Origin of the sequence: Candidatus Protochlamydia naegleriophila, from assembly GCF_001499655.1 — a bacterium.
GTDB classification, from domain to species: Bacteria; Chlamydiota; Chlamydiia; order Chlamydiales; family Parachlamydiaceae; genus Protochlamydia; species Protochlamydia naegleriophila.
Genome location: NZ_LN879502.1, coordinates 608,763 through 627,914 on the forward strand (window position 1 = coordinate 608,763; position 19,152 = coordinate 627,914).

At 44.7% G+C, this 19,152-nt stretch carries 20 protein-coding genes and 1 pseudogene; 6 read left to right on the forward strand and 15 right to left on the reverse strand.

Translation table 11 applies throughout. The annotated features are described in order from the left end of the window. Positions 1 to 26 precede the first annotated feature (26 nt). Complete coding sequence (locus PNK_RS02460) at positions 27 to 578, reverse strand: non-canonical purine NTP pyrophosphatase (RefSeq protein ID WP_059060081.1); 552 nt, start codon at positions 576 to 578, stop codon at positions 27 to 29. A gap of 268 nt (positions 579 to 846) precedes the next feature. Here PNK_RS02460 and PNK_RS02465 point away from each other — a divergent pair, with 268 nt between their 5' ends. Next, positions 847 to 2,310, forward strand: coding sequence for an Npt1/Npt2 family nucleotide transporter (locus PNK_RS02465; RefSeq protein ID WP_158021671.1), 1,464 nt, complete (start codon positions 847 to 849; stop codon positions 2,308 to 2,310). 137 nt (positions 2,311 to 2,447) lie between these two features. Here PNK_RS02465 and PNK_RS02470 read toward each other — a convergent pair whose 3' ends face one another. The 5 genes and pseudogenes from PNK_RS02470 to PNK_RS02490 form a co-directional block, all read right to left on the reverse strand. Continuing rightward, on the reverse strand, positions 2,448 to 3,332 hold the full coding sequence (locus PNK_RS02470) for a hypothetical protein (protein WP_059060085.1): 885 nt from the start codon (positions 3,330 to 3,332) through the stop codon (positions 2,448 to 2,450). Between the two features lie 249 nt (positions 3,333 to 3,581). Then, positions 3,582 to 3,812 (reverse strand): annotated as a pseudogene (locus PNK_RS02475) (GMC oxidoreductase); the annotation flags it as partial. A gap of 386 nt (positions 3,813 to 4,198) precedes the next feature. Then, complete coding sequence (locus PNK_RS02480) at positions 4,199 to 4,678, reverse strand: MarR family winged helix-turn-helix transcriptional regulator (RefSeq protein ID WP_059060088.1); 480 nt, start codon at positions 4,676 to 4,678, stop codon at positions 4,199 to 4,201. Then, entirely contained in the window at positions 4,675 to 5,100 is a 426-nt protein-coding gene (locus PNK_RS02485; protein WP_059060090.1) for an EVE domain-containing protein, read from the reverse strand. Before PNK_RS02485 ends, PNK_RS02480 begins: the two co-directional genes overlap by 4 nt. After that, on the reverse strand, positions 5,097 to 5,480 hold the full coding sequence (locus PNK_RS02490) for a VOC family protein (RefSeq protein WP_197560223.1): 384 nt from the start codon (positions 5,478 to 5,480) through the stop codon (positions 5,097 to 5,099). Before PNK_RS02490 ends, PNK_RS02485 begins: the two co-directional genes overlap by 4 nt. Positions 5,481 to 5,687: 207 nt before the next feature. Between PNK_RS02490 and PNK_RS02495 the strand changes: the two genes are divergently transcribed. Both PNK_RS02495 and PNK_RS02500 read left to right on the forward strand, forming a co-directional pair. Beyond that, complete coding sequence (locus PNK_RS02495; RefSeq protein WP_059060100.1) at positions 5,688 to 6,257, forward strand: DNA-3-methyladenine glycosylase I; 570 nt, start codon at positions 5,688 to 5,690, stop codon at positions 6,255 to 6,257. 3 nt (positions 6,258 to 6,260) lie between these two features. Continuing rightward, positions 6,261 to 7,391, forward strand: a complete 1,131-nt coding sequence (locus tag PNK_RS02500; RefSeq protein WP_079992769.1) for an HD domain-containing protein — start codon at positions 6,261 to 6,263, stop codon at positions 7,389 to 7,391. Between the two features lie 27 nt (positions 7,392 to 7,418). On the opposite strand, the gene PNK_RS02505 is transcribed toward PNK_RS02500, so the two are convergent. Then, a complete protein-coding gene (locus PNK_RS02505; protein WP_059060103.1) occupies positions 7,419 to 9,113 on the reverse strand; it encodes a tetratricopeptide repeat protein in 1,695 nt (564 codons plus the stop codon). Between the two features lie 251 nt (positions 9,114 to 9,364). Between PNK_RS02505 and PNK_RS02510 the strand changes: the two genes are divergently transcribed. Then, positions 9,365 to 9,976 carry an NADPH-dependent FMN reductase gene (locus tag PNK_RS02510; RefSeq protein ID WP_079992770.1) on the forward strand — a complete coding sequence of 204 codons (612 nt, stop codon included), beginning with the start codon at positions 9,365 to 9,367 and terminating at the stop codon, positions 9,974 to 9,976. A gap of 73 nt (positions 9,977 to 10,049) precedes the next feature. On the opposite strand, the gene PNK_RS02515 is transcribed toward PNK_RS02510, so the two are convergent. From PNK_RS02515 to PNK_RS02545, 7 genes are all read right to left on the reverse strand, one after another. Then, positions 10,050 to 10,559 (reverse strand): GNAT family N-acetyltransferase, encoded by a 510-nt coding sequence (locus PNK_RS02515; protein WP_059060105.1) that lies wholly within the window; start codon positions 10,557 to 10,559, stop codon positions 10,050 to 10,052. Between the two features lie 7 nt (positions 10,560 to 10,566). Continuing rightward, positions 10,567 to 11,100, reverse strand: coding sequence for a DsbA family protein (locus PNK_RS02520; RefSeq protein ID WP_032125094.1), 534 nt, complete (start codon positions 11,098 to 11,100; stop codon positions 10,567 to 10,569). A 19-nt stretch (positions 11,101 to 11,119) separates the two neighbouring features. Then, positions 11,120 to 11,599: a redoxin domain-containing protein gene (locus tag PNK_RS02525; RefSeq protein WP_032125927.1), complete on the reverse strand. Its 480-nt coding sequence runs from the start codon at positions 11,597 to 11,599 to the stop codon at positions 11,120 to 11,122. Between the two features lie 158 nt (positions 11,600 to 11,757). Further along, a complete protein-coding gene (locus PNK_RS02530) occupies positions 11,758 to 12,234 on the reverse strand; it encodes an HIT family protein (protein ID WP_032125095.1) in 477 nt (158 codons plus the stop codon). Positions 12,235 to 12,357: 123 nt separating this feature from the next. Continuing rightward, positions 12,358 to 12,834, reverse strand: coding sequence for a YbaK/EbsC family protein (locus tag PNK_RS02535; RefSeq protein WP_059060107.1), 477 nt, complete (start codon positions 12,832 to 12,834; stop codon positions 12,358 to 12,360). A 16-nt stretch (positions 12,835 to 12,850) separates the two neighbouring features. Continuing rightward, complete coding sequence (locus PNK_RS02540) at positions 12,851 to 13,813, reverse strand: threonine ammonia-lyase (RefSeq protein WP_032125097.1); 963 nt, start codon at positions 13,811 to 13,813, stop codon at positions 12,851 to 12,853. Positions 13,814 to 13,838: 25 nt separating this feature from the next. Then, on the reverse strand, positions 13,839 to 14,690 hold the full coding sequence (locus tag PNK_RS02545; protein ID WP_032125098.1) for a TrmB family transcriptional regulator: 852 nt from the start codon (positions 14,688 to 14,690) through the stop codon (positions 13,839 to 13,841). 197 nt (positions 14,691 to 14,887) lie between these two features. Here PNK_RS02545 and PNK_RS02550 point away from each other — a divergent pair, with 197 nt between their 5' ends. Continuing rightward, positions 14,888 to 15,856: a pyridoxal-phosphate dependent enzyme gene (locus PNK_RS02550; protein ID WP_032125099.1), complete on the forward strand. Its 969-nt coding sequence runs from the start codon at positions 14,888 to 14,890 to the stop codon at positions 15,854 to 15,856. Further along, on the forward strand, positions 15,853 to 17,016 hold the full coding sequence (locus PNK_RS02555; protein WP_059060109.1) for a trans-sulfuration enzyme family protein: 1,164 nt from the start codon (positions 15,853 to 15,855) through the stop codon (positions 17,014 to 17,016). The genes PNK_RS02550 and PNK_RS02555 overlap by 4 nt, the downstream gene beginning before the upstream one ends. Positions 17,017 to 17,019: 3 nt before the next feature. Here PNK_RS02555 and PNK_RS02560 read toward each other — a convergent pair whose 3' ends face one another. Beyond that, positions 17,020 to 18,846, reverse strand: a complete 1,827-nt coding sequence (locus PNK_RS02560) for an ABC transporter ATP-binding protein (protein ID WP_051981870.1) — start codon at positions 18,844 to 18,846, stop codon at positions 17,020 to 17,022. Positions 18,847 to 19,152 lie beyond the last annotated feature (306 nt).

Here is a 19,152-nt window from a genome sequence, read left to right on the forward strand (position 1 = left end):
CTAATGAACGGATAAAAAATAGCCGTTCATTCATCGGAAATGGAATTCTGCCAAGGGCCTTCCCACCGTTCAATCGTTGAGTAAACAGCCCACACCTCTTTCTCAATCAAGGCCTTAACTGCCTTGGCCCTCGCGTTATGGGAGTCGGGTTTTGACTGGGCAAGAGTGAGCGAAGCCCCATTGGGTAAAAAAACGGGGTCGAACCCAAAGCCACTAACTCCTTCAGCTTCAACAATTGTTCCTGAAACGGCTCCTCGGTAGATAAATACTTGGTGGTTTTGGTGATAGGCCAATAAGACGATCCAGTGGGCTTTTGATCCAATATAATTGGGAAGATGGTCTAATAACCATCTCACCTGAATGCCAACTGCAGCGCCCTCGATTTCGAGCGATGTATCTTCGACTAAAATACCTTCTCCGAGTTGACTGGCTTTGTGTGCGACAACGCTTGCGTGATCGGAGGCAATTTCAGGCAGATCGATATGCGTGGCTTCTAACTCTTGGCCATAGCTCGCAAAGAGGCGTTTGAATTCTTCATGCTTGTTGCAGTTACTCGTATTTAATTTCCAGACAGTCATTGTTTAAAAACTCCAATCGAGAGTTGCAGACTTGGGCGCCATAAGGTTTCTATTTTTGCACTTATCATGCCGCTATCCGAAATTGTTTTTCAAGCGATTGGAAGCCGTTGGGAAGAGTATTCATTTTCTATTGCACCTAAAAAACCAGGATGCTATCTTGATCTCAACATTTGAATGCCATCTGCCAATTTTTTTGGATGGCGTGCAGTAAATTCTATCCTAAACGTGTTTTTTCTTTTTGCAAGAATTCTTGCAAAAAAAAAAGCACATGAAAAATCAGCAAAATTACTCCATATCCCTCAATCTAATAAAAAAGCGCCTCTTAATTTTGGTGCAATTTTTTTTAATCATTTTTGTCTATCATACGTTGAAAGACTTAAAAGACACCATAGTGATTACAGCCAGCGATGCTGGAGCAGAAATCATCCCTTTCATCAAAATTTGGGCCATGCTTCCGCTTGCCATCCTAGCCAGCTACTTCTTTTCCAGGCTTTACAATCGATTCGGAAGGGAAAAAACGCTCTACATTTTTGTAGTGTTACTCTTAAGCACATACGCACTTTTTGCTTTTGTCTTATATCCTTTGCGCAGTGAACTTTACTTGAGCCGTTTAACAGACTATTTACAAGTCATTTTGCCAGTAGGGGCTAAAGGGTTTATTGCCATGATTGGCTTCTGGCACTATACGCTCTTTTATTTAGCTGCTGAATTATGGTCGCTTCTTATTTTATCCGTTCTTTTTTGGAGTTACGTGAATGAGACGACATCGTTGAGCGAAGCTAAACAGTTTTATCCCTTATGCATGTTCACGGGTAATTTTGCCGGAATTATATCTGGGCAAACGTCCCACTATCTTTGCCATCATTTGGCAGATGTCATGTCGTGGCAAAGCACCTTGCAATGCATGGTCATGATGGTTGCTGTTTGCGGCTTTTCTATCATGTTCATTAATCGGCTCTTATCCAGATCTAATCCATCGCTATCCTCTCAAGGAACATCAAAGAAGGGACGCCCCTCTCTATCTTTCAAAGATAATTTGCTGTGCATTGCAAAAAGCCCCCCTCTCCTCTGCATCGCCATTTTAGTGGTTGGATTTGGACTGACGACTAACCTCATCGAGGTTGTCTGGAAAGAAAATATTAAGCACTTGCATCCTACCCCTCAGGCCTATAATGCTTATATTAATCAACTCACCTCCATGATTGGGATGCTGGCTGTTTGCATGGCTCTCTTATCGCGCTGGGTTTTCCAGAAATTGAGTTGGACGCAGGTTGCTTTAATTACCCCCATTTCGCTTTTTGTAACGAGCCTGCTGTTTTTTTCAACCCTTTTGATGCCTCAAGAATATCTTGCCAATCTGTCTACCTACTTGGGGGTTAGTCCTTTGTACCTGATAGTATCATTCGGATCCATGTACTACGTATTGGGAATGACGGCTAAGTATACCATTTTTGACACGAGTAAAGAAATGGCCTTTCTCTCGATCGAGCCGGAAGACCGGACAAGAGCCAAGTCGGTCATCGATAGTATTGGGTCCCGTTTGGGTAAATCAGGAGCCTCCTGCTTCTATCAATTCATGCTTCTATCGTTCGGTGCGGCTTCGGGGCATGTTTCTTTAATTGGAATTATATCGGTCAGCATGATCGGTATTTCTATTTTTGCCACCAAAAAATTGGGCGGGTATCTATCCGGGGAACAAGAAGAGTATCGGCTAGCAGAGGCCGCCAATTGACCTTGGCCTAACAACCCTGAGATTTGGGTTTATCTGCTTGAAATGTGGATGTTTAGCTCAGCTATCCCTAAAATTTCAAGCAGATAGATCTAAAGTTCTTAGAAATGAAAAAGCATCTTTTAAAGCATTAGTGGGAATCAGATCACTGCACTAGTTTCTATTCCAACATTCTTTTGCCCCTCGAATGTACAGGATTTGCTATAGCGAAGCTCATTTGCTGAAATGGCTACCGTGAGGCTTTTTCCTTCATTGCATTCTTGGCTGCTGAGGCAAAATAATTTCAAAGCCTTAATATTATAGGGATTTCGATCTTGCTCCCGAGTAGTTGGGGAATCACACAGCATGTCGTAAATGTCTTCATGAGGTTCCTCTTCGATAGAATAAAATCTTGAAGATAGAATCCCCCCTAAGATATAAGATTCGATCGAAGGCTGCCAGCAGCCCGCATCTAAGAATTGTTTGAAAATGTATTTAACGACATCGCTTGGAGAGTCTAGGCAAGAGAGGTGGGCAACAGCCAGCAAAACTTCCCCATCGGCCTTTCTCCCTCTCGAGCAAACAGCCAGGCACGTAGCCAGGCCTGTCGTTCCTATGCAGCTATGCTGAAAGGATGAGGTGATTAAAATTTTTTCCATCCCCACATCTGGAATAGGGCTTTCAAATACTTGTGGATCATTAATTTCTATCATCGTTTGATCGCTAAAGTAAGGCGCATGCTTCTTTACCCTTTTAGCAAATTGAGTCTCCAGCCACTCTTGCTCAACCGGATCTTCCATAGACTCAGATTCATAGCCGAATGAGTCTACATCTGCATCCTCATCATCTATATCCATTTCTGGGATTGCACCCATCTCTGTAGCTCTTGGAACATCAACCGCATCGGATGGATTGTTTTCTTTTTGGGACTCATTCATAAGATCCGGGAGAGACGATTCATGATGAGAGCCTTGAGTGAATGAGTCATTTAAAAACGATTGATAATAGTCAGCATAGTAATAGGGGCCAGGGCTAAGGGGAAACATAGAGACCTTTAATGTAAGGGTAGGGCAAAAGCCTTAGGTGTTAGATAGAATATGTAGAGTAAAATAATTTTAAAATTAGTTAATTGTTGGAGGGTTTTTAAGATTGTATGCATTTAGATTTTAATTGAAAAGTTATTACAGCTTAAATTACTTGTGATTATCAAAGTCTCTTAAATAATCATTGGCATGATTCGTTTATGCTCCGTGATCGCAGGGATTGGCCATGGCCTGTCAATTCCTGCGATCTTTTTATTGATCTACAGTTGAGCAGGAGCTCGAATGAGAGTATTTATTGTCTTCGATCAATAATTCGGCAACGCTGGCTCCGATCAAATATCCTGTAACCACGGGGCTTCCATCTATGCAAAGGGGAACGATTGAATTGTCGGCAACAATTAAATTTTTTACACCATAGACATGCCCTTTACTGTCAACGACGCCACCTTGTTCTAAGGGTGTCATTTGGCAATGGCTTTGAAAGTGTTGAGTTTTCTTTAATGAAAAAGGTCAAGAGGGCTGGATCTGGGAAAGTGAGTTGATAGAACCGATCTTCGGTCTGCAAGCTGAGATTTAGGTTCTTAATGTAGGTTTGAAAGCCTTGTTGAAGGAGGCTTAGATCGTCTGAGTTAGTGAATTCTCCAAGATTAATCACAAGAGGAGCTAGAGGATCTGGACTATTGATGTTTTACGCTGCCACGGTTTTTGGGCTGGCATAGATCCAAGGTGCCCAAGGTAATTTCTGGAATGGGATTCAAAGTGGCAAAGCGCCATTCGCGGACGGATGGATTGCCTCCAGGGGCTGAAAGCCAGGAAATTTGGACAAAAGCCCCGTCGTATCAATAAGATAGGTAAAGCCCTGTCTGGAATCAGTGGTTTTTTGCAGAGTCACTCTTGAGGTTCGCCAATCTTTGCAGAGCCTCGATAGCATTGATCTCGCTTAGATTAAGCGCAGCAAAAAAATGAGCATCGGCTTTTTCAACGGCAGGCAAGGCCTCTGCTAACTTTTGAGAGCCTTTAGGCGTTAAAGAAGAGCACTTACTTCTTTCGTCTATCGTTCGAGATCTTTCAATGAGATCTTTGGCTTGAAGGCCTCGCAAAATTTGAGAAGTGGTGTTGGGATCTAAGCTAGCTTGACGACCGATTGCGGCTTGAGTGGCTGATTGGTCGCTTCTTGTCAGCCAACCAACGGTTGCTAAAATGACAAATTGTGGATGGGTAAGCCCGAGCGGTTTCAAAACCCCTTCAATCGCCCTTCGCCAGAGCGTGCTTACATGCCACAGTAAAAAACCCGGGCTGTCTTCTGGAGCCGGAAAGGCGCTCGAGCGATCAAAATCAAATTGTGTCATGCGAGGATGATTCCCATTTGGGCAGCAATGAATTTAAAATCGCTTGCTGGAATTTTGAAGCAGCCGCGCCGAAAAGGAAAGCCCCATCGACGCTTGTCCTGGATAAAAGAGAGCTCCTCGATTAATGGCTCAAAGGCCACTTCATTGGCGGCATAAAAAGTTACATCGCGCCGCCATGGAATGAATGTTTCACTCATCTGAAAAGAATAGGGCTCATTGGCATTGATTCTACCGATGGCCGTGATTTTCCGGCAAGGCTTAGAACCACCAAATTCTTCTGTAGGGGAGTAGTAGGCAATCCAGTCATCAGGACGCATAAGCTTTAAAGGCGCTGATTTGCCATGACATACTTGGCAAAATCCTCCCTCAATTCCTCGCTTAACGTGTTCGCTGCTCGCGACGGCCATCCAATAATTAGTCATGCTTCCTTCTCCATGCAAAAAATGCGAATGCGATGGCCATCGGGATCTAATGCGACAAAAGTGCGACTCATGCCATCCATGGCGACAGGAGCAAGAGTCATGGGAATGCCAAGATCCTGCCACTGATGGAAGAGTGCATCAACGCGATCATCCGATTCTTCTGCAAAGCACATTTCAGTGCCGCCACCTAAGACTTGTACGCTCGGTCTGGCAGTGTGCTTGGACCAAAGACCTAGCATGACGCCATTTGGAAGCGCAAAAAGAACAAAAGTGGGAGAGCGTTCCACCGGCTGATAACCGAAAAGACCGGCATAAAAAGCTGCGCTTTCTTCCGGATTGTTCACAAACAAAATAAGATGACTCATCGAAGAATTGAACATGCGAACTCCTTATTGTACGTGTACGTATTATATAATACGTGTGCGTATAATAAGGCAACAGTATTTTTAAGGCATTGATAATCTGGTTCTAGGGTTTGCTTTAAGGGGTATTTCAATTGATGTTGACAGCAACAGTGATCTTCATTAGGGTTGTGGCACAAAAACACCTAAAATATGGCTAAGACCTCTCAATTTGGAGTCCGCTCTATGTCTACGCGTTGTCGTTGGGTACAATTAAATAATCCCTTATATGTTGCCTATCACGATCTGGAGTGGGGGGTGCCCGTGCACGATGACCGTACTCACTTTGAATTTTTAATTTTAGAAGGAGCGCAAGCGGGTTTGAGTTGGCAAACGATTCTTCAAAGGCGCGAAAACTATCGGAAAGCCTTTGAGGCGTTTAATCCAGCCAAAGTAGCTGACTTTGATGCTCAAAGAGTGGAGGAGTTGCTCGGCAATGAAGGCATCATTCGCAATCGGTTGAAGGTCGAATCATCTATTAAAAATGCACGTCATTTTTTAGCCATTCAAGAGGAATTTGGCAGTTTTGATGCGTATATCTGGCAGTTTGTCGATGGGCGTCCTATTCAAAATCATTGGGATACGATTCAAAAGGTTCCGGCTGAAACTAAAGAATCGTTGGCATTGAGCAAGGATTTAAAAAAACGGGGATTTAAATTTGTCGGTTCTACCATCATGTATGCCTATATGCAGGCCATTGGAATGGTCAATGATCATACCACAGACTGTTTTCGTTACCCTCAACTAATCGATTAAGCTATGAAACATGTACAGTTGATTTTTCGAATTGTTATGGCTTGCTTATGCTGCCGCTTAACGGCCGCGCCTCACACTGTTGAAGAAGGAAGCTCTTTAGAGACTTTTTTGGGTATCGATCATCAGGTTTCTCCTATTATTGAGGAACTTATTGCGAGCCCAGTCATGCAGCGCTTAAAGGGAATAGACCAATCGGGCATTACGCGTTACTTTCACAATTTGCCGGCTTTTAACCGCTATGATCATTCTTTAGGCGTTTATATGCTTCTCAGGCGCTATGGTGCATCTTTAGATGAGTGTGTTGCCGGGCTTTTGCATGATGCTTCTCATACGGTTTTTTCACATGTTGGCGACTTTGTTTTCGGACAAGGAGTGACAGAAGGGGAGGCTTATCAGGACTGCATCCATGACTGGTACCTCTCTCAGCAAGGAGTCGCAGCCATTTTGGCGCCTCATGGCTTAACGATTGAACAAATAAATCCCAAGCAGCCCTCTTTCAAAGCCTTGGAACAAGATCTGCCAGATATGTGTGCAGACCGCATTGAATATAACCTTCATACGGGCTATTTGTTCGGCCTTCTCTCGTATGAAGAGGTGGAAGAGATTTTAGAGGATTTACATTTCGAATCTCCCTGCTGGTTTTTTCACACACCTGCGCTTGCGAGACGCTTTGCAGAACTGTCGCTTTATTTTACAGAACATTTATGGGCCAGCGCAGAAAATCTAATCGCCTACTATTGGGGAGCAGAAGCCTTGAAAAGGGCGATCGCCTTAAATGAAATATCTGTAGACGACTTTCACTTTTCAATTGATTCACACATTTTAATGAAGTTGGCAGAGAGTCGGGATGCGCTCATTCAAGACTATCTCAATTTCTGCCGCAATCCCTGGCTTGGAGCCATCTTCACGGAAGCTTGTGAAGCCGATCTCACTTTAAAGAGAAAGTTTAGGGGCATCGATCCGCTTGTTAAGCAAAATGGCACATGCCTTCGATTGAGCCATATCGATGCTGTATTTAAAGACTATTATCATGCTGCCAAAGAACGTGTAAGCCATCCATTTTATATTAAGTTCTATAAGGATTCTGACAGGGATCTAGCAGATTTTTGCTTCAGCCTCTGTGACCCCGAATGAGGAGTGCTCTAAAACGTGTAGACTCTTTTAAAGGTTTTTGATGGTTAATGGCGTTGTGCTGTATTGCCATGCATAGTCTAACTCTCGTTGTATCCAGAAGGCGTCTGTTTGACGGCCTTGCCCTTTCAAACTTTCTAAGAGTCCGAAAAGAGCGCGCCCATTTCGTGGGTGCCGGGCCAAATCTTGCCGGAAAACCTGTTCTGCGTCCGAATATTTTTTACTACGCAAAAGGGCGCCTCCAAGACTTTCTCGAACGGGGAAAAACCAATCGGGGGGTTCGTTATAATGAAGCTGATCTTGAACGGCGACTGCCTGTTGGAGCAGTTGAATTGCTTTGTCGCTATCTGATAGTTCGGCAATCTTGGCCTGCAAAGTGAGATCGGCAATATCTAAAACAGTGCCAATTTTATTATAGCCAAACGCCGTGTCAGGTGGAATGCTGTCTTTGCCTTTTAAGAAAAGGGCTTGCTGCGCTTCGGCTTGCTGGATATTTCCAAGAGCGGCAAAAGCGTATGCTTTAGCAAAGTGCCAGAGAATGAGGGTGATCTTCATATTGGCGGGCGGCGGTGAATAATCGGTGACCTCTTGCCATTTATGAAACCTCAAGAGTGTGAATAGGGAAGTGGGAATGTAATATTCTAATTCCGGCATCGATTCGAAATGAGGAGCATAGAAGTCATAGAGCTCGTCGCCTGCTTGTTTAGCATCTTCAAAGCGTCCTTCCATACTATATGCGCGCGAAAGAAAGTAGAGATTATGGCTTAAGTAGTGTAAAGGATAGATTCCACGCATTCCATACTGCTTGATGTAGGCTCGGTCGGCAGCTATTGCCTGTCGATTACACGCGGCTGCCAAATGATAGTCGCCGACGAGCAGATAGATATGTGCGGGCATATGTAAAATATGGCCAGATCCTGGCAGCAAGCGGCGGAGGCGCTCTGCACTCATAAGAGCCCTTTCTGGATTGTTGGAGGCTTCTATAGCATGGATGTAGTAATGATTGGCTCCAAGATGTTCGGGGTCGCGCTTGAGAACCGATTCGAGAACGGTGACCAGTTCCAGTGTGCCTTTTCTGGGCTTACCCTCGCTATCCCATTGATTCCATGGGTTTAAATTCAATCCACTTTCGGCAAATAAAGTGGCAGCATCTAAATCATCAGGGAATTGATTTTTAACCTGTTCCATTGCAGCATAATAGTCTGCGGCAAGCTGTGGACGATTGGGATTTGGTTCATTCGAATAGCGTTTGGCAAGGGCTTCGATGTATGCCCTTTCATTGTCTGTTGCGCGAGATGAGAGAACAAGGGCTTTTTGAACAAGTTCATAGGCAGCCTTTGATCTTGTACCAGTGATATCCATATTGATATTCTGCCCGAGTGCTAAAGCCATGCCCCAGTAGGCCATGGCCAATTCGGGATCGATCTTGGCTGCTTTTTGAAATGACCAGTAAGCCGCATCATGATTAAACCCGTACACCAATGTTAATCCCTGATCAAAGTAGCGCTGTGCTTCTGGGTTAGAGGTTGTGACAGGATGATAAAGACGTCCCTGCTCGATAAAAAGAGAAAAGTTAGGGGGTGGATCAAAAGGAAAAGGATCTGCCGGAGCAGCCATTAAAGAGCTGGCGGTTAGCAGGCCTGCTATAAACAGGCTGATTGATTTTCTATAACCTGTGTGATTGGTCTTTTTGTTCGGCGTAACTATGCAAGAGAATGCTTTCATAAGTTTCCTGCCATTACTTTTTATGCGTGCTCAAGAAGCTCATAAAAGAGCTTTAAGCTAAGCAAAATCATAAATATTTTGTAATTGCATTAGATAAGATTTGCCAATTCTATTCAACTTTTTAAAAAAATAATTGTTGATAGAGAGGTGAGCCAATGCGTACGTTAAATAGATTTAGTCTTTTCTCAAATTGTTTAGTTGTCATAATCTAGTAGCCAACCGAGTCTAATATTTAACGTGGAAGGTGTACGATGTTGAAATGGTTAGTTACAGCTTGCTTGGTTCTGGCGAGCCCGCTTGCTGCAGCAGAAGTAAAAGTTTTGGCTTTTGCTGGTAGTACGCAAGACAGCTCCTTGAATAAGAAACTTGTTCGCGAAGCGGCTAAAATCGCGGGACAAATGGGTGCTAAGGTTAAAGTCATTGATCTTCGCGATTACGAAATCCCTTTTTATGACGCCGACTTAGAATCTTCTCAGGGTATGCCTCAATCAGCCAAGCGACTGCGTCAATTGATGAAGGAAAGCCATGCGATCATTATTGCTACGCCAGAGTACAATGGATCGTTGTCAGCGGTCTTGAAAAATGCGATTGACTGGGCGTCCAGAAGCGAGAGCGGGCAGCCATCAAGAGATGCTTTTTCTGGTAAAAAATTTGCCATTCTGAGCGCTTCGCCAGGCGGTACCGGGGGTGCTAGAGCCTTAGGTCACTTGCGCACTATCATCGAAAATGTAGGTGGCACGGTTGTATCTACGCAAGTGTCTGTGCCCAACGCCTATCAGGCCTTTAATGAACAAGGCGAACTCCAAGATCCAATCTTGAAAGAAGGGCTGAAAAAAGAAGTTCAAGAGCTTCTTGCTAAATAAAGCCTTCTAGGCTTGCTTGAAGTACGATTGTTTTCAAGCAAGTCCTTATTACGCTTAAGTTTTAAGGGCAAAGTTATTCTCTTATTCTTTTCATCAGCTGCAGCGGCTCTCTCTGGCAAAGCACGACCTGGCAGGGGCTAAATCCGGCTTTTTGATAGCAACGAATGGCTGTCAAATTATCTTGACGAGGATCGACTATAGACCCTTCGTAGTATGGATCGATAAACTGGCTTAAAAACTGTATTAGCGCGCGCGTCCCATGTCCTTTTTGCAGATAGTTTTTTTCTCCAATGTAAAAATCAATCCCAGCTAGCCTTTCAGGTAGGCTTGATAGATCCATTTCATCCCATGGATAATCCTTGATCAGATAACTCTGTATGTATCCAATAGGTCTTTCATCGATTGTGATGAGATAGGCCTGAATGCGCTTTTTTTCTAGCCGGGAAGGAAGGTATTTCTCTTCGATTTCTTTTATAGACCATGCTTTTTGGCCTGAATACCAGCGCTGGATATGGGGCGCATGAAACCAGCCGTGAATAAAGGGCAAATGGGTGGTTTGGATGGGCTGAAACGACAGGTGCATATAAGCTTTATGCCGAATTCGTTGCGCTTGCAACTAAAGCTGCTAAAAAATTGTCGTAGGAGCGGTCGCCATCAAAGCGCTCTTCATTGATGAAGAAGCAAGGCGTTCCATTGACTCCGCTGCGCACCCCATTGTGAAAATCAGCTTCGATGTGACTCGTGAGAGTTCGGTTTTCGAGGTTTTCTTTAAATGCGGGAATGTCGAGCTTAAGCTCTTCAGCAAACTCGACAAAGGCACCGGGCGCCAAGGTTTTTTGATGCCTATAGATCATGTCGTGCATGTCCCAGAATTTGTTTTGCAACGAGGCTGCTTCAGCTGCTTGAGCAGCCAATAAGGCTAAAGGATGGGCTTGTTGAAGCGGAAAGTGGCGGAAGATATAGCGCATTTGGCCCGAGAGCTGCTTTTGAATCTGCCTGACAATGGGATAGGCTAAAGCGCAATAAAGGCATTGATAGTCGCCATATTCAACGAGCGTCACGGGCGCTTCCATTGGCCCTTGGATATGGTCTTTTTCCGAAACGGGGATTCTTAAATGGGGCATTCATGGCTCCTAGATGAAGTTATGAGGCCTTAGATTTTTTTTGTAGGGCTTCTAAAGCTTCTAAAATTCCGTCTGCGCCTGGATTAATGCCAATCGGGGAGACATAGCTCCAGCTAATTTTCCCCTCTTCATCAATGACAAAAAGGGCTCGCTCAGTCGTTCCATCTGCTTCTCTAAAAACCCCGTAAGCCTTCGCCGTTTCGCCTTTCGGTTCGAAGTCGGAAAGGAGTGAAAAGTGCAGTTTGCGCTCCTCGGCAAAAGCTAAATGGCACCAGACGCCATCAACGGAGATGGCAACGAGATCGGCATTGAGATTTTTAAAGTCGTGAATGAGTTCATTGTAAAGGCTTAGCTGGTCGCTGCAAACAGGACTCCAATCGGCTGGATAGAAAATCAGAACCAAGGGGCGCCCTTTAAAATCAGAGAGTGAAAGGCGTTGATCGGGCGTGGCTAAAAGTTGAAAAGAAGGAGCTAAGGTTCCGGCCTTAAGAGCTGTCATGTCAACCTCGAGTTTTCTTGAAGAGTCAAAACGTTCTTTATAGAGAGGGAAAAATAATTTTACAATGAATTGTTCGCTTAAATCCACGAGGCTCATGCAAAAATCTAGCCTTTCGCAAGAGCCTCCTGGGTGTGAAATTTATTGATTCAGGCCTCAGCCTAGAACTGAATTCCCTCAGCTGGAGGCGTAAATTCCCTTCTCAACTGTTCGATGCGCTGGTCGCTAAGCGACCAAAGAGGAAAAGGAAAGGTGCGAATAAACAGTTTAATTTGAAGCCACAAGAGATGAAGTTTAGAAGAGGTTGGCAGAATGTGGATTTGAAAGTGGGGAATGCCGAGTCCATTTTTCTCGTATTGTAAGTTTGAACAATAACCGAATACATGCTGAAAAACGTCTTTGATGCGTAATTGTACTTCATGCAGATTTTCACATTCTTCTGCTGTTAAATCAAACCGCGTGTCGCGATGCTCATTTGGAACAACGATTAGATGTCCCTTCGTTAGTGGTTTATGATCGAATAAGACCTTCCAGTAACGGGTTCCAAAAAGAATTTGACGGTTCGTCACTCTTTCTCCGAGTGGGCTAGATGCACAGAAAGGGCAATTTGGCAAAAGAGGCGCATTTCCAATATTCATGAATTTTCCCCAATGATTAGATTTGTGAACGATTAGCTATATTAAATTGTGAATTAATAAATAAAAAGAACAACTAAGAGTCAAAATCAAAATAAAGCAGGATCCTAAATTTCTTTGGGAAAGCTAATCGGAGGCTTTTGAGAAAGAGTCAACTTGTCCTTTAGCAATCTTGAGGTAATCATTTAAGTCCATTTGAATCGAATGAGTAAGAGAGCCGGCATTAAAACTAATCCTTGGCTGTTGTAAGAGTGAGCGGTCGATCCATAGATCAAACGGCAAAATGGGCTTTCCGAAGGGAGGAACGGCTCCTGGTACCAACTGAGTCATGGAGGCTAATTCTTCTTTGGTGGCGAAGCGCAATGACTTAGTGTGTAAAATTTTTTTAATCCGCTTGGTATCCAACTGCAAAATAGCGCTGAGGACAAACAAATAAAACTGGTCACCAACTTTGATGACCAATGCTTTAGCACCTCTCTCTAAAGAGTCGCCACGGACCGATGCCGATTCCTCACACGTGTGCGTGGGAGTATGTTCTAAGAGCCTATAGGGAATGTTGGCTTGTTGCAGGAGCTTTTCAATGTTATTTAAAACGAGACTCATTGTATTACCCCTATGTTCAGTTTTTTGAAATCAATTGATGAAAATTGGTAGAGTCGATATTGGCACCGCTAAGGAGGCAAACGGCAGGGCCTTTTAAAGCTATTTTTGAAAAGAGCAAGGCTGCCAAGGAAACAGCTCCGGAAGGCTCTGTCACAATATTCAACGCTCGATAGATAAAGGCCATGGCAAACTGGATTTGAGCGTCGCTCACCACTTCGACTAGATCGACATGTTCTTGCAGCAAAGGCCAATTTAAAACTCCAACTTGACTGGCTCTTAATCCGTCGGCAATTGTTTCGATCTCTTTCAACGCAAAGCGCTCACCTTTTTGCCTTGCTAAGCAGTAATCTTGGGCTCCTTTGGGCTCTATGCCGATGGTTTGAATGGAAGCATTCAAACTTTTAAAAGCCGTTGCGCAGCCACTCATCAAGCCTCCTCCTCCAATCGGACAAAAAAAATGGGCGATAGAGGGGAGGGCTTCGTAAATTTCCAACGCAGCCGTTCCTTGTCCTTCGATCACCTCTTTTTGATCATAGGGAGAAAGAGCTACGCAGCCCAGCTCTTGCTTCATTTCTTCGACCTTTTCTTCTCCCTCCTCATGGGTTTTCCCAAACAGAATGAGCTCCGGGTGAAACTGTTTCGTTCTTTCTTGCTTGATGAGCGGGGCATCTAGTGGCATGACAATTTTGGCATGCATGGAAAGTTTTTGCGCGGCATAGGCAACCGCTTGGGCAAAATTGCCGCTTGAGCGCGTCACAATCCCTTTTTGTCTTTCTTCTTGCTTGAGACTCAAGAGGGCATTAAAAGCGCCACGGACTTTAAATGTATGGGTCGGCTGATGGTGTTCGCATTTGAGATAGATGGGATGAGGCGTGTCTAAATGCTCTTCCAAGGCTTGAAAACGGATTAAGGGTGTGTGGGCAAGGTAAGGGGTAATTCGCTTGTGAGCTTGTTGAATGGAGGCTAGATTGACTGTCATAAGGACTCCTTATTGATTTGTAAAGCTATACTGATGTGACTTGTGGGGTAATACGGCCTGGTAAATAGGGATGGAGCGGTAAAGAGGGATCGACTCCAGCCATGGCGATGCAAGAGCTTAGGTCTTTGAGCTCCTCTTTGAGTCTTGCCTGCTGCCTGGATGATAAAAGCGGCCACATGCGCATGATAAATAATTCATGGGAAACGTAGAGGCCAACCATGCTTGAGAGGTAGCGATTCCAAGCCCAAATTCCTGTGCTTCCTTGAGGTTTAACGACGGCTATTAACCCATGGGGAAATCCTGACAGCATGAGCAGCCGTCCACCCTGTGCCTGTTCAATTTGATCACTAGATGCATGCTCCATCGCATCAGGGAAGGATTCTGGCGCTTTTCCAAAGCATATGGCTTCGATGTGGCAGTCTTGCCTATGCCTCTCATGAAGCAAAGGAGCTAAACTTTCGAGCTCTTGCGGAAATGCCGCAATAAAGAGGGATGGAACAGGAATGGATAGAATAAAGCGGCATTTCTCGAGGACTTGATCGATATCGATCAAAGAAAGAACCTGTGCCTCTTCTCCCTTTTGATGCAGCTGCTCCAGTGCTAGCTGGGCTTGCTCACCCGCTTTTTTGATGGTACACTGTTGTTGTTGGACAAAGACATTTAAAGGGACGGGAACATACTTCTCGTCCGATGTGCTCCTTAAAACCCCCTTGTCTACTAAACGGCTCAAATACGCATAAATATTTCCCCTTGCAATACTTGTTTTTTTTGCCACTTCATACCCATTTAAGGCTCCATGGCAAAGAAACGCCTCGTATATGCGAGCCTCGTTCTCCGTTAAACCAAGTGTCTGTAACTGAATCAATAACTCGTTCATAACCCTCTCTTTGAATCGATAGTATATCTAATTTGATAGACTAATGGAAGCGGCAGATTTTTTTAAAGATTAAAAAGCGAAGAAAGGTTGGGAGGGGTTGAGGCTTTTGAAGGTTTAGGTGGATAAATTTTACCATCGATAATGGCCAATCGTGTATCTCTTACTTAAAGATTGGATGTGATGGAGGAGGTTTAACGATGGCATTGAATGATATTTTGGCAGCGATTGGCAAGACTCCGTCGGTGCGGTTGCATCGGGTGGGAAGGGAGCTGGATTGCGAGCTATATGGAAAATGCGAATTCTTAAATCCTGGTGGATCGATTAAGGACCGCATTGCTTATCAGATGATTGAGGCGGCAGAAAAGTCTGGCCGGATTAAGCCCGGTGATACCCTTATTGAGGCGAGTTCTGGCAATACGGGTATTGGCTTTGCCATGGTCGGGGCAGTGAAAGGATATCGTATCATTATTACCATGCCGGCCAAGATGAGCCGTGAGAAAGAGGTGATCATTGAGGCGCTTGGTGCCAAGATTTATCGAACACCGACTGAAGCTGCTTGGGATGCTCCTGACAGCCATATTTCGCTTGCCAAGAGGCTGGAAAAGGAATTGCCAAATGCACATTTTCTCGACCAATACAGCAATCCAAACAATCCGGCAGCTCACTTTGAAGCTACGGCTGAAGAGATTATTAACGATATGGGAGAGCAGCTTGCGATGGTTGTGATCGGTGTCGGGACTGGAGGAACGGTAACGGGAGTTGCCAAAAAAATCAAAGCCAAAATGCCGCATGTGAAAATTGTGGGGATAGATCCGTATGGCTCGATTTTAGGCGGGGGAACCGAGGTGCATTCTTATCAGGTGGAGGGAATAGGCTACGACTTTATACCTAAGGTTTTGGATAACAGCTTAGTCGATGAGTATGTCAAAGTCGGTGATGAAGATTCGTTCCTGATGGCGAGAAGGCTCATTCAAGAAGAAGGATTGCTTGTGGGCGGCTCGTCCGGATCGGCTGTTTGGGGAGCCTTGCAAGTCGCCAAAAAGTTGGGAGCTGGGCAAAAGTGTTTAGTGATTTTACCCGATGGGATCCGCAATTATCTCTCCAAATTTGTAGATAACAAGTGGATGCAAGATCATGGATTCATGAATAAAGGAACAGAAGCATGAAAAAAGAGACTGGCCAATACGACATTGCTACGCGCGCTATTCATGCGGGCCAGGAGCCCGATCCAACGACTGGCGCGATCATGACTCCGATTTATGCGACATCTACTTATGTGCAAGAAAGTCCGGGCAAGCACAAAGGGTATGAATATTCGCGAACGGGAAATCCTACGAGAGCGGCTTATGAGCGGTGTGTAGCTGATTTGGAAGGAGGAGCATGCGGCTTGGCCTTTGCGTCGGGTCTGGCTGCCATAGCAACCGTTTTGGAGGTCTTGCAGCCAGGTGATCACGTCATTGTCTGCGACGATGTCTATGGAGGAACGTACCGCTTATTTGAAAAGGTGCGCAAGCGTTCTGCCGGTCTGCAGACAACTTTTGTAGACCTATCTTTGCCAGATTTAGTTGAGGCTGCAATTCAACCCAATACCCGTATGATTTGGGTGGAAACGCCGACTAATCCGATGCTTAAATTAATTAATCTTCAGCAAATTGCGGTGCTTGCTCGCAAGCACAAGCTGATTGCAGTAGCCGATAATACCTTTGCCACTCCCATGATCCATCAGCCGCTTGCTTATGGCTTTCATATTGTTGTGCATTCCGCGACCAAGTACCTAGGCGGGCACTCTGACATCATCGGAGGCATTGTTGTCGTAGGAGAGGATGCAGCGCTTGTCGAACAGCTGAAATTTCTTCAGAATGCAGTAGGCGCCATTGCCAGTCCGTTCGATAGCTTTTTGGCTTTGCGAGGCATTAAGACGCTAGCCTTGCGCATGGAAAGGCACTGCTCGCAAGCCATGGAATTGGCTGGCTGGCTTGAAAAGCACCCCAAAGTGGAGAAAGTGATGTATCCTGGCTTGCTTTCTCATCCCCAATATCAGCTGGCTAAAGAACAAATGCACTACTATGGCGGCATGATCTCTGTCCAGCTCAAATGCGATTTGGCAGAGACACTCCACGTGTTAGAGCGTTGCCAGTTATTTGCCTTGGCCGAAAGCTTAGGAGGGGTCGAAAGCTTGATTGAGCATCCGGCTTTGATGACACATGCGAGTATCCCTCGCGAGCAGCGAGAGCGTTTGGGTATTAAGGATGGATTGATCCGCCTGTCAGTTGGCGTTGAAGCAGTCGCTGATTTGCGCAGTGATTTAGACCAAGCTTTAAAGTAGTTTTTATACGAGGGAAGGATCGATCTCTGGTTCTTCCTCTTCTTCAGTTAGATCATCATCCTCCAGTAAGAATCCTCCGGCTTGCATCTCCCACATATGGGCATAATGATGATTGGATTGAATGAGCTCTTCGTGGGTGCCGTCTTCAACGATTCTTCCGTCCTTAAAGACGAGAATGCGATCCATTCCGGAAAGCGTAGAGAGACGGTGGGCGATGACCAGCGTGGTGTGGCCTTTCATCAAGATATCCAACCCCTCTTGAATGTCTTTTTCCGTGACTGAATCGAGAGCTGAGGTGGCTTCGTCCAAGATCAGGATAGGAGCATCCTTTAAAATGGCCCGTGCGATGGCAATACGCTGCCTCTGACCGCCGGAGAGTTTCGTGCCTCTTTCTCCGACAAGCGATTGATATTTTTCAGGCATTTTTTGAATAAATTCATGGCAATGAGCTTGGATCGAAGCTTCGATGACCTCTGCATCCGTAGCGTCTGGACGTCCATAGCGAATATTATCCATCAGCGAGCGGTGGAAAAGAGTGGGCTCTTGCGGGATGATAGAAATTTGCTCGCGCAGGGAATCTTGCGTGACTTTGGCTATGTTTTGCTCATCGATTAAGATGCGGCCGCTCTCAATGTCGTAATTGCGCAAAATGAGATTGATAAAAGTTGTTTTACCCGATCCTGAAAAACCGACTAATCCGACTTTTTGACCTGCATGCAAGGTAATATTTTTATTTTGAAATAGCTTCTGATTCTTCTGGTAGCGGAAGGTTACATTGTCAAAAATGATTTCCCCGTTAGTGACCTTAAGAGGCTTGGCATCGGGCGCGTCGACGATGTCATGAGGATCTTGAATGACTGTAAGAGCCTGTTTGCAAATACCGATCTCCTTAAAAATTTGCGGCAGCTCTAGCCCTGCCAGCCAGGCCATCATGGTAATATTCCAAGTGGTATTGAAAATGAAGACAACTTCACCTGCCGTCAATTCTCCTTTTTGCCAGCTGTAGAGCATATACCAGTTGAGCGCGATACAAGCTCCAAGAAAGCACGCAATGCCAAGAGCTATTTTCATCTTTTCCATATAGAAAAGAGATTGCCAGTGTTTTTGCAATTCATCTTTTTGGAAGAAAGAGAGATAACGGGACTCAAATTTGCTTCTAGCAAAGAGCCGCATGTTGGCGTTGTTGGATAGACTGTCGACAATTTTACCCGATAAAATGCTGCGCGATTCCGCATGAACATTTGAATAGTGATCGCATTGTTTGGAAAAAGCCATGCAAATGCTGAGGTGAATAGCTACCCATGCCATGAGAATGAGTGCAAAAAAGGGATTAATTTGGGCAAATAAAACGGTCGAAATAATGAGGGCTAAAGCGACCGGTAAAAATAGCTGCATGACTTGTAGAAGTAGCCGAGTCATGCTAAGAGGCATATCGGCAATTTTATTGGCAATAGAGCCTGCCATATGATTGCTGAAATAGTAATGCGAGTGCTGCAATACATAATTAAACATGCTCATGCGCACATCGGCCTCTATTTTGGGAACGATATAAGCCGTTAAAAAGCCAGCCAGCCGGAAAGAAATTTCCACCGTTAGCCATAAGCTAATCCCCATAATGATGGGCTTTGCTAAAGCCTGCCAAACGTCTCCTGGAGGCCCAGTAAAGTTTGTGATAGTGTCAATCAGCGTCATGATGACATACGGCCACAAGGTATGATCGATAGACCAGGCAAAACTGAATAGTTGAATGAATAAGAGCCACTTCCATTGCTTCTTTAAAAAGAACCAAAAAAAAGCAAACAAGGTTTTGGGGAGAGTTGTAGGATGCATAGTAGGTATCTCGTTCCTCTACAATACAAGACATAAACTAATCCGCACCCAGGTTTGATCTAAAACTTGGCTGAAGATGGCGCCATGTCTCTTCAATGAAGACTCACTTTCACGAACTAATGTTTTGTATTCGATATAAACTAAAAAGCGTTTTATACCAAAACCAAAAACACCTGATTGAGGCTAAAGATGCCTTTCTCAAGGCTTGAAATCGAAAGCAGTGATGAATTGAATTTGTTTTTAATGAACTGAAAATTAATTATTTATGTTGCTTTTGAGAAAGAGGGATTCGGATACACAAAGCCG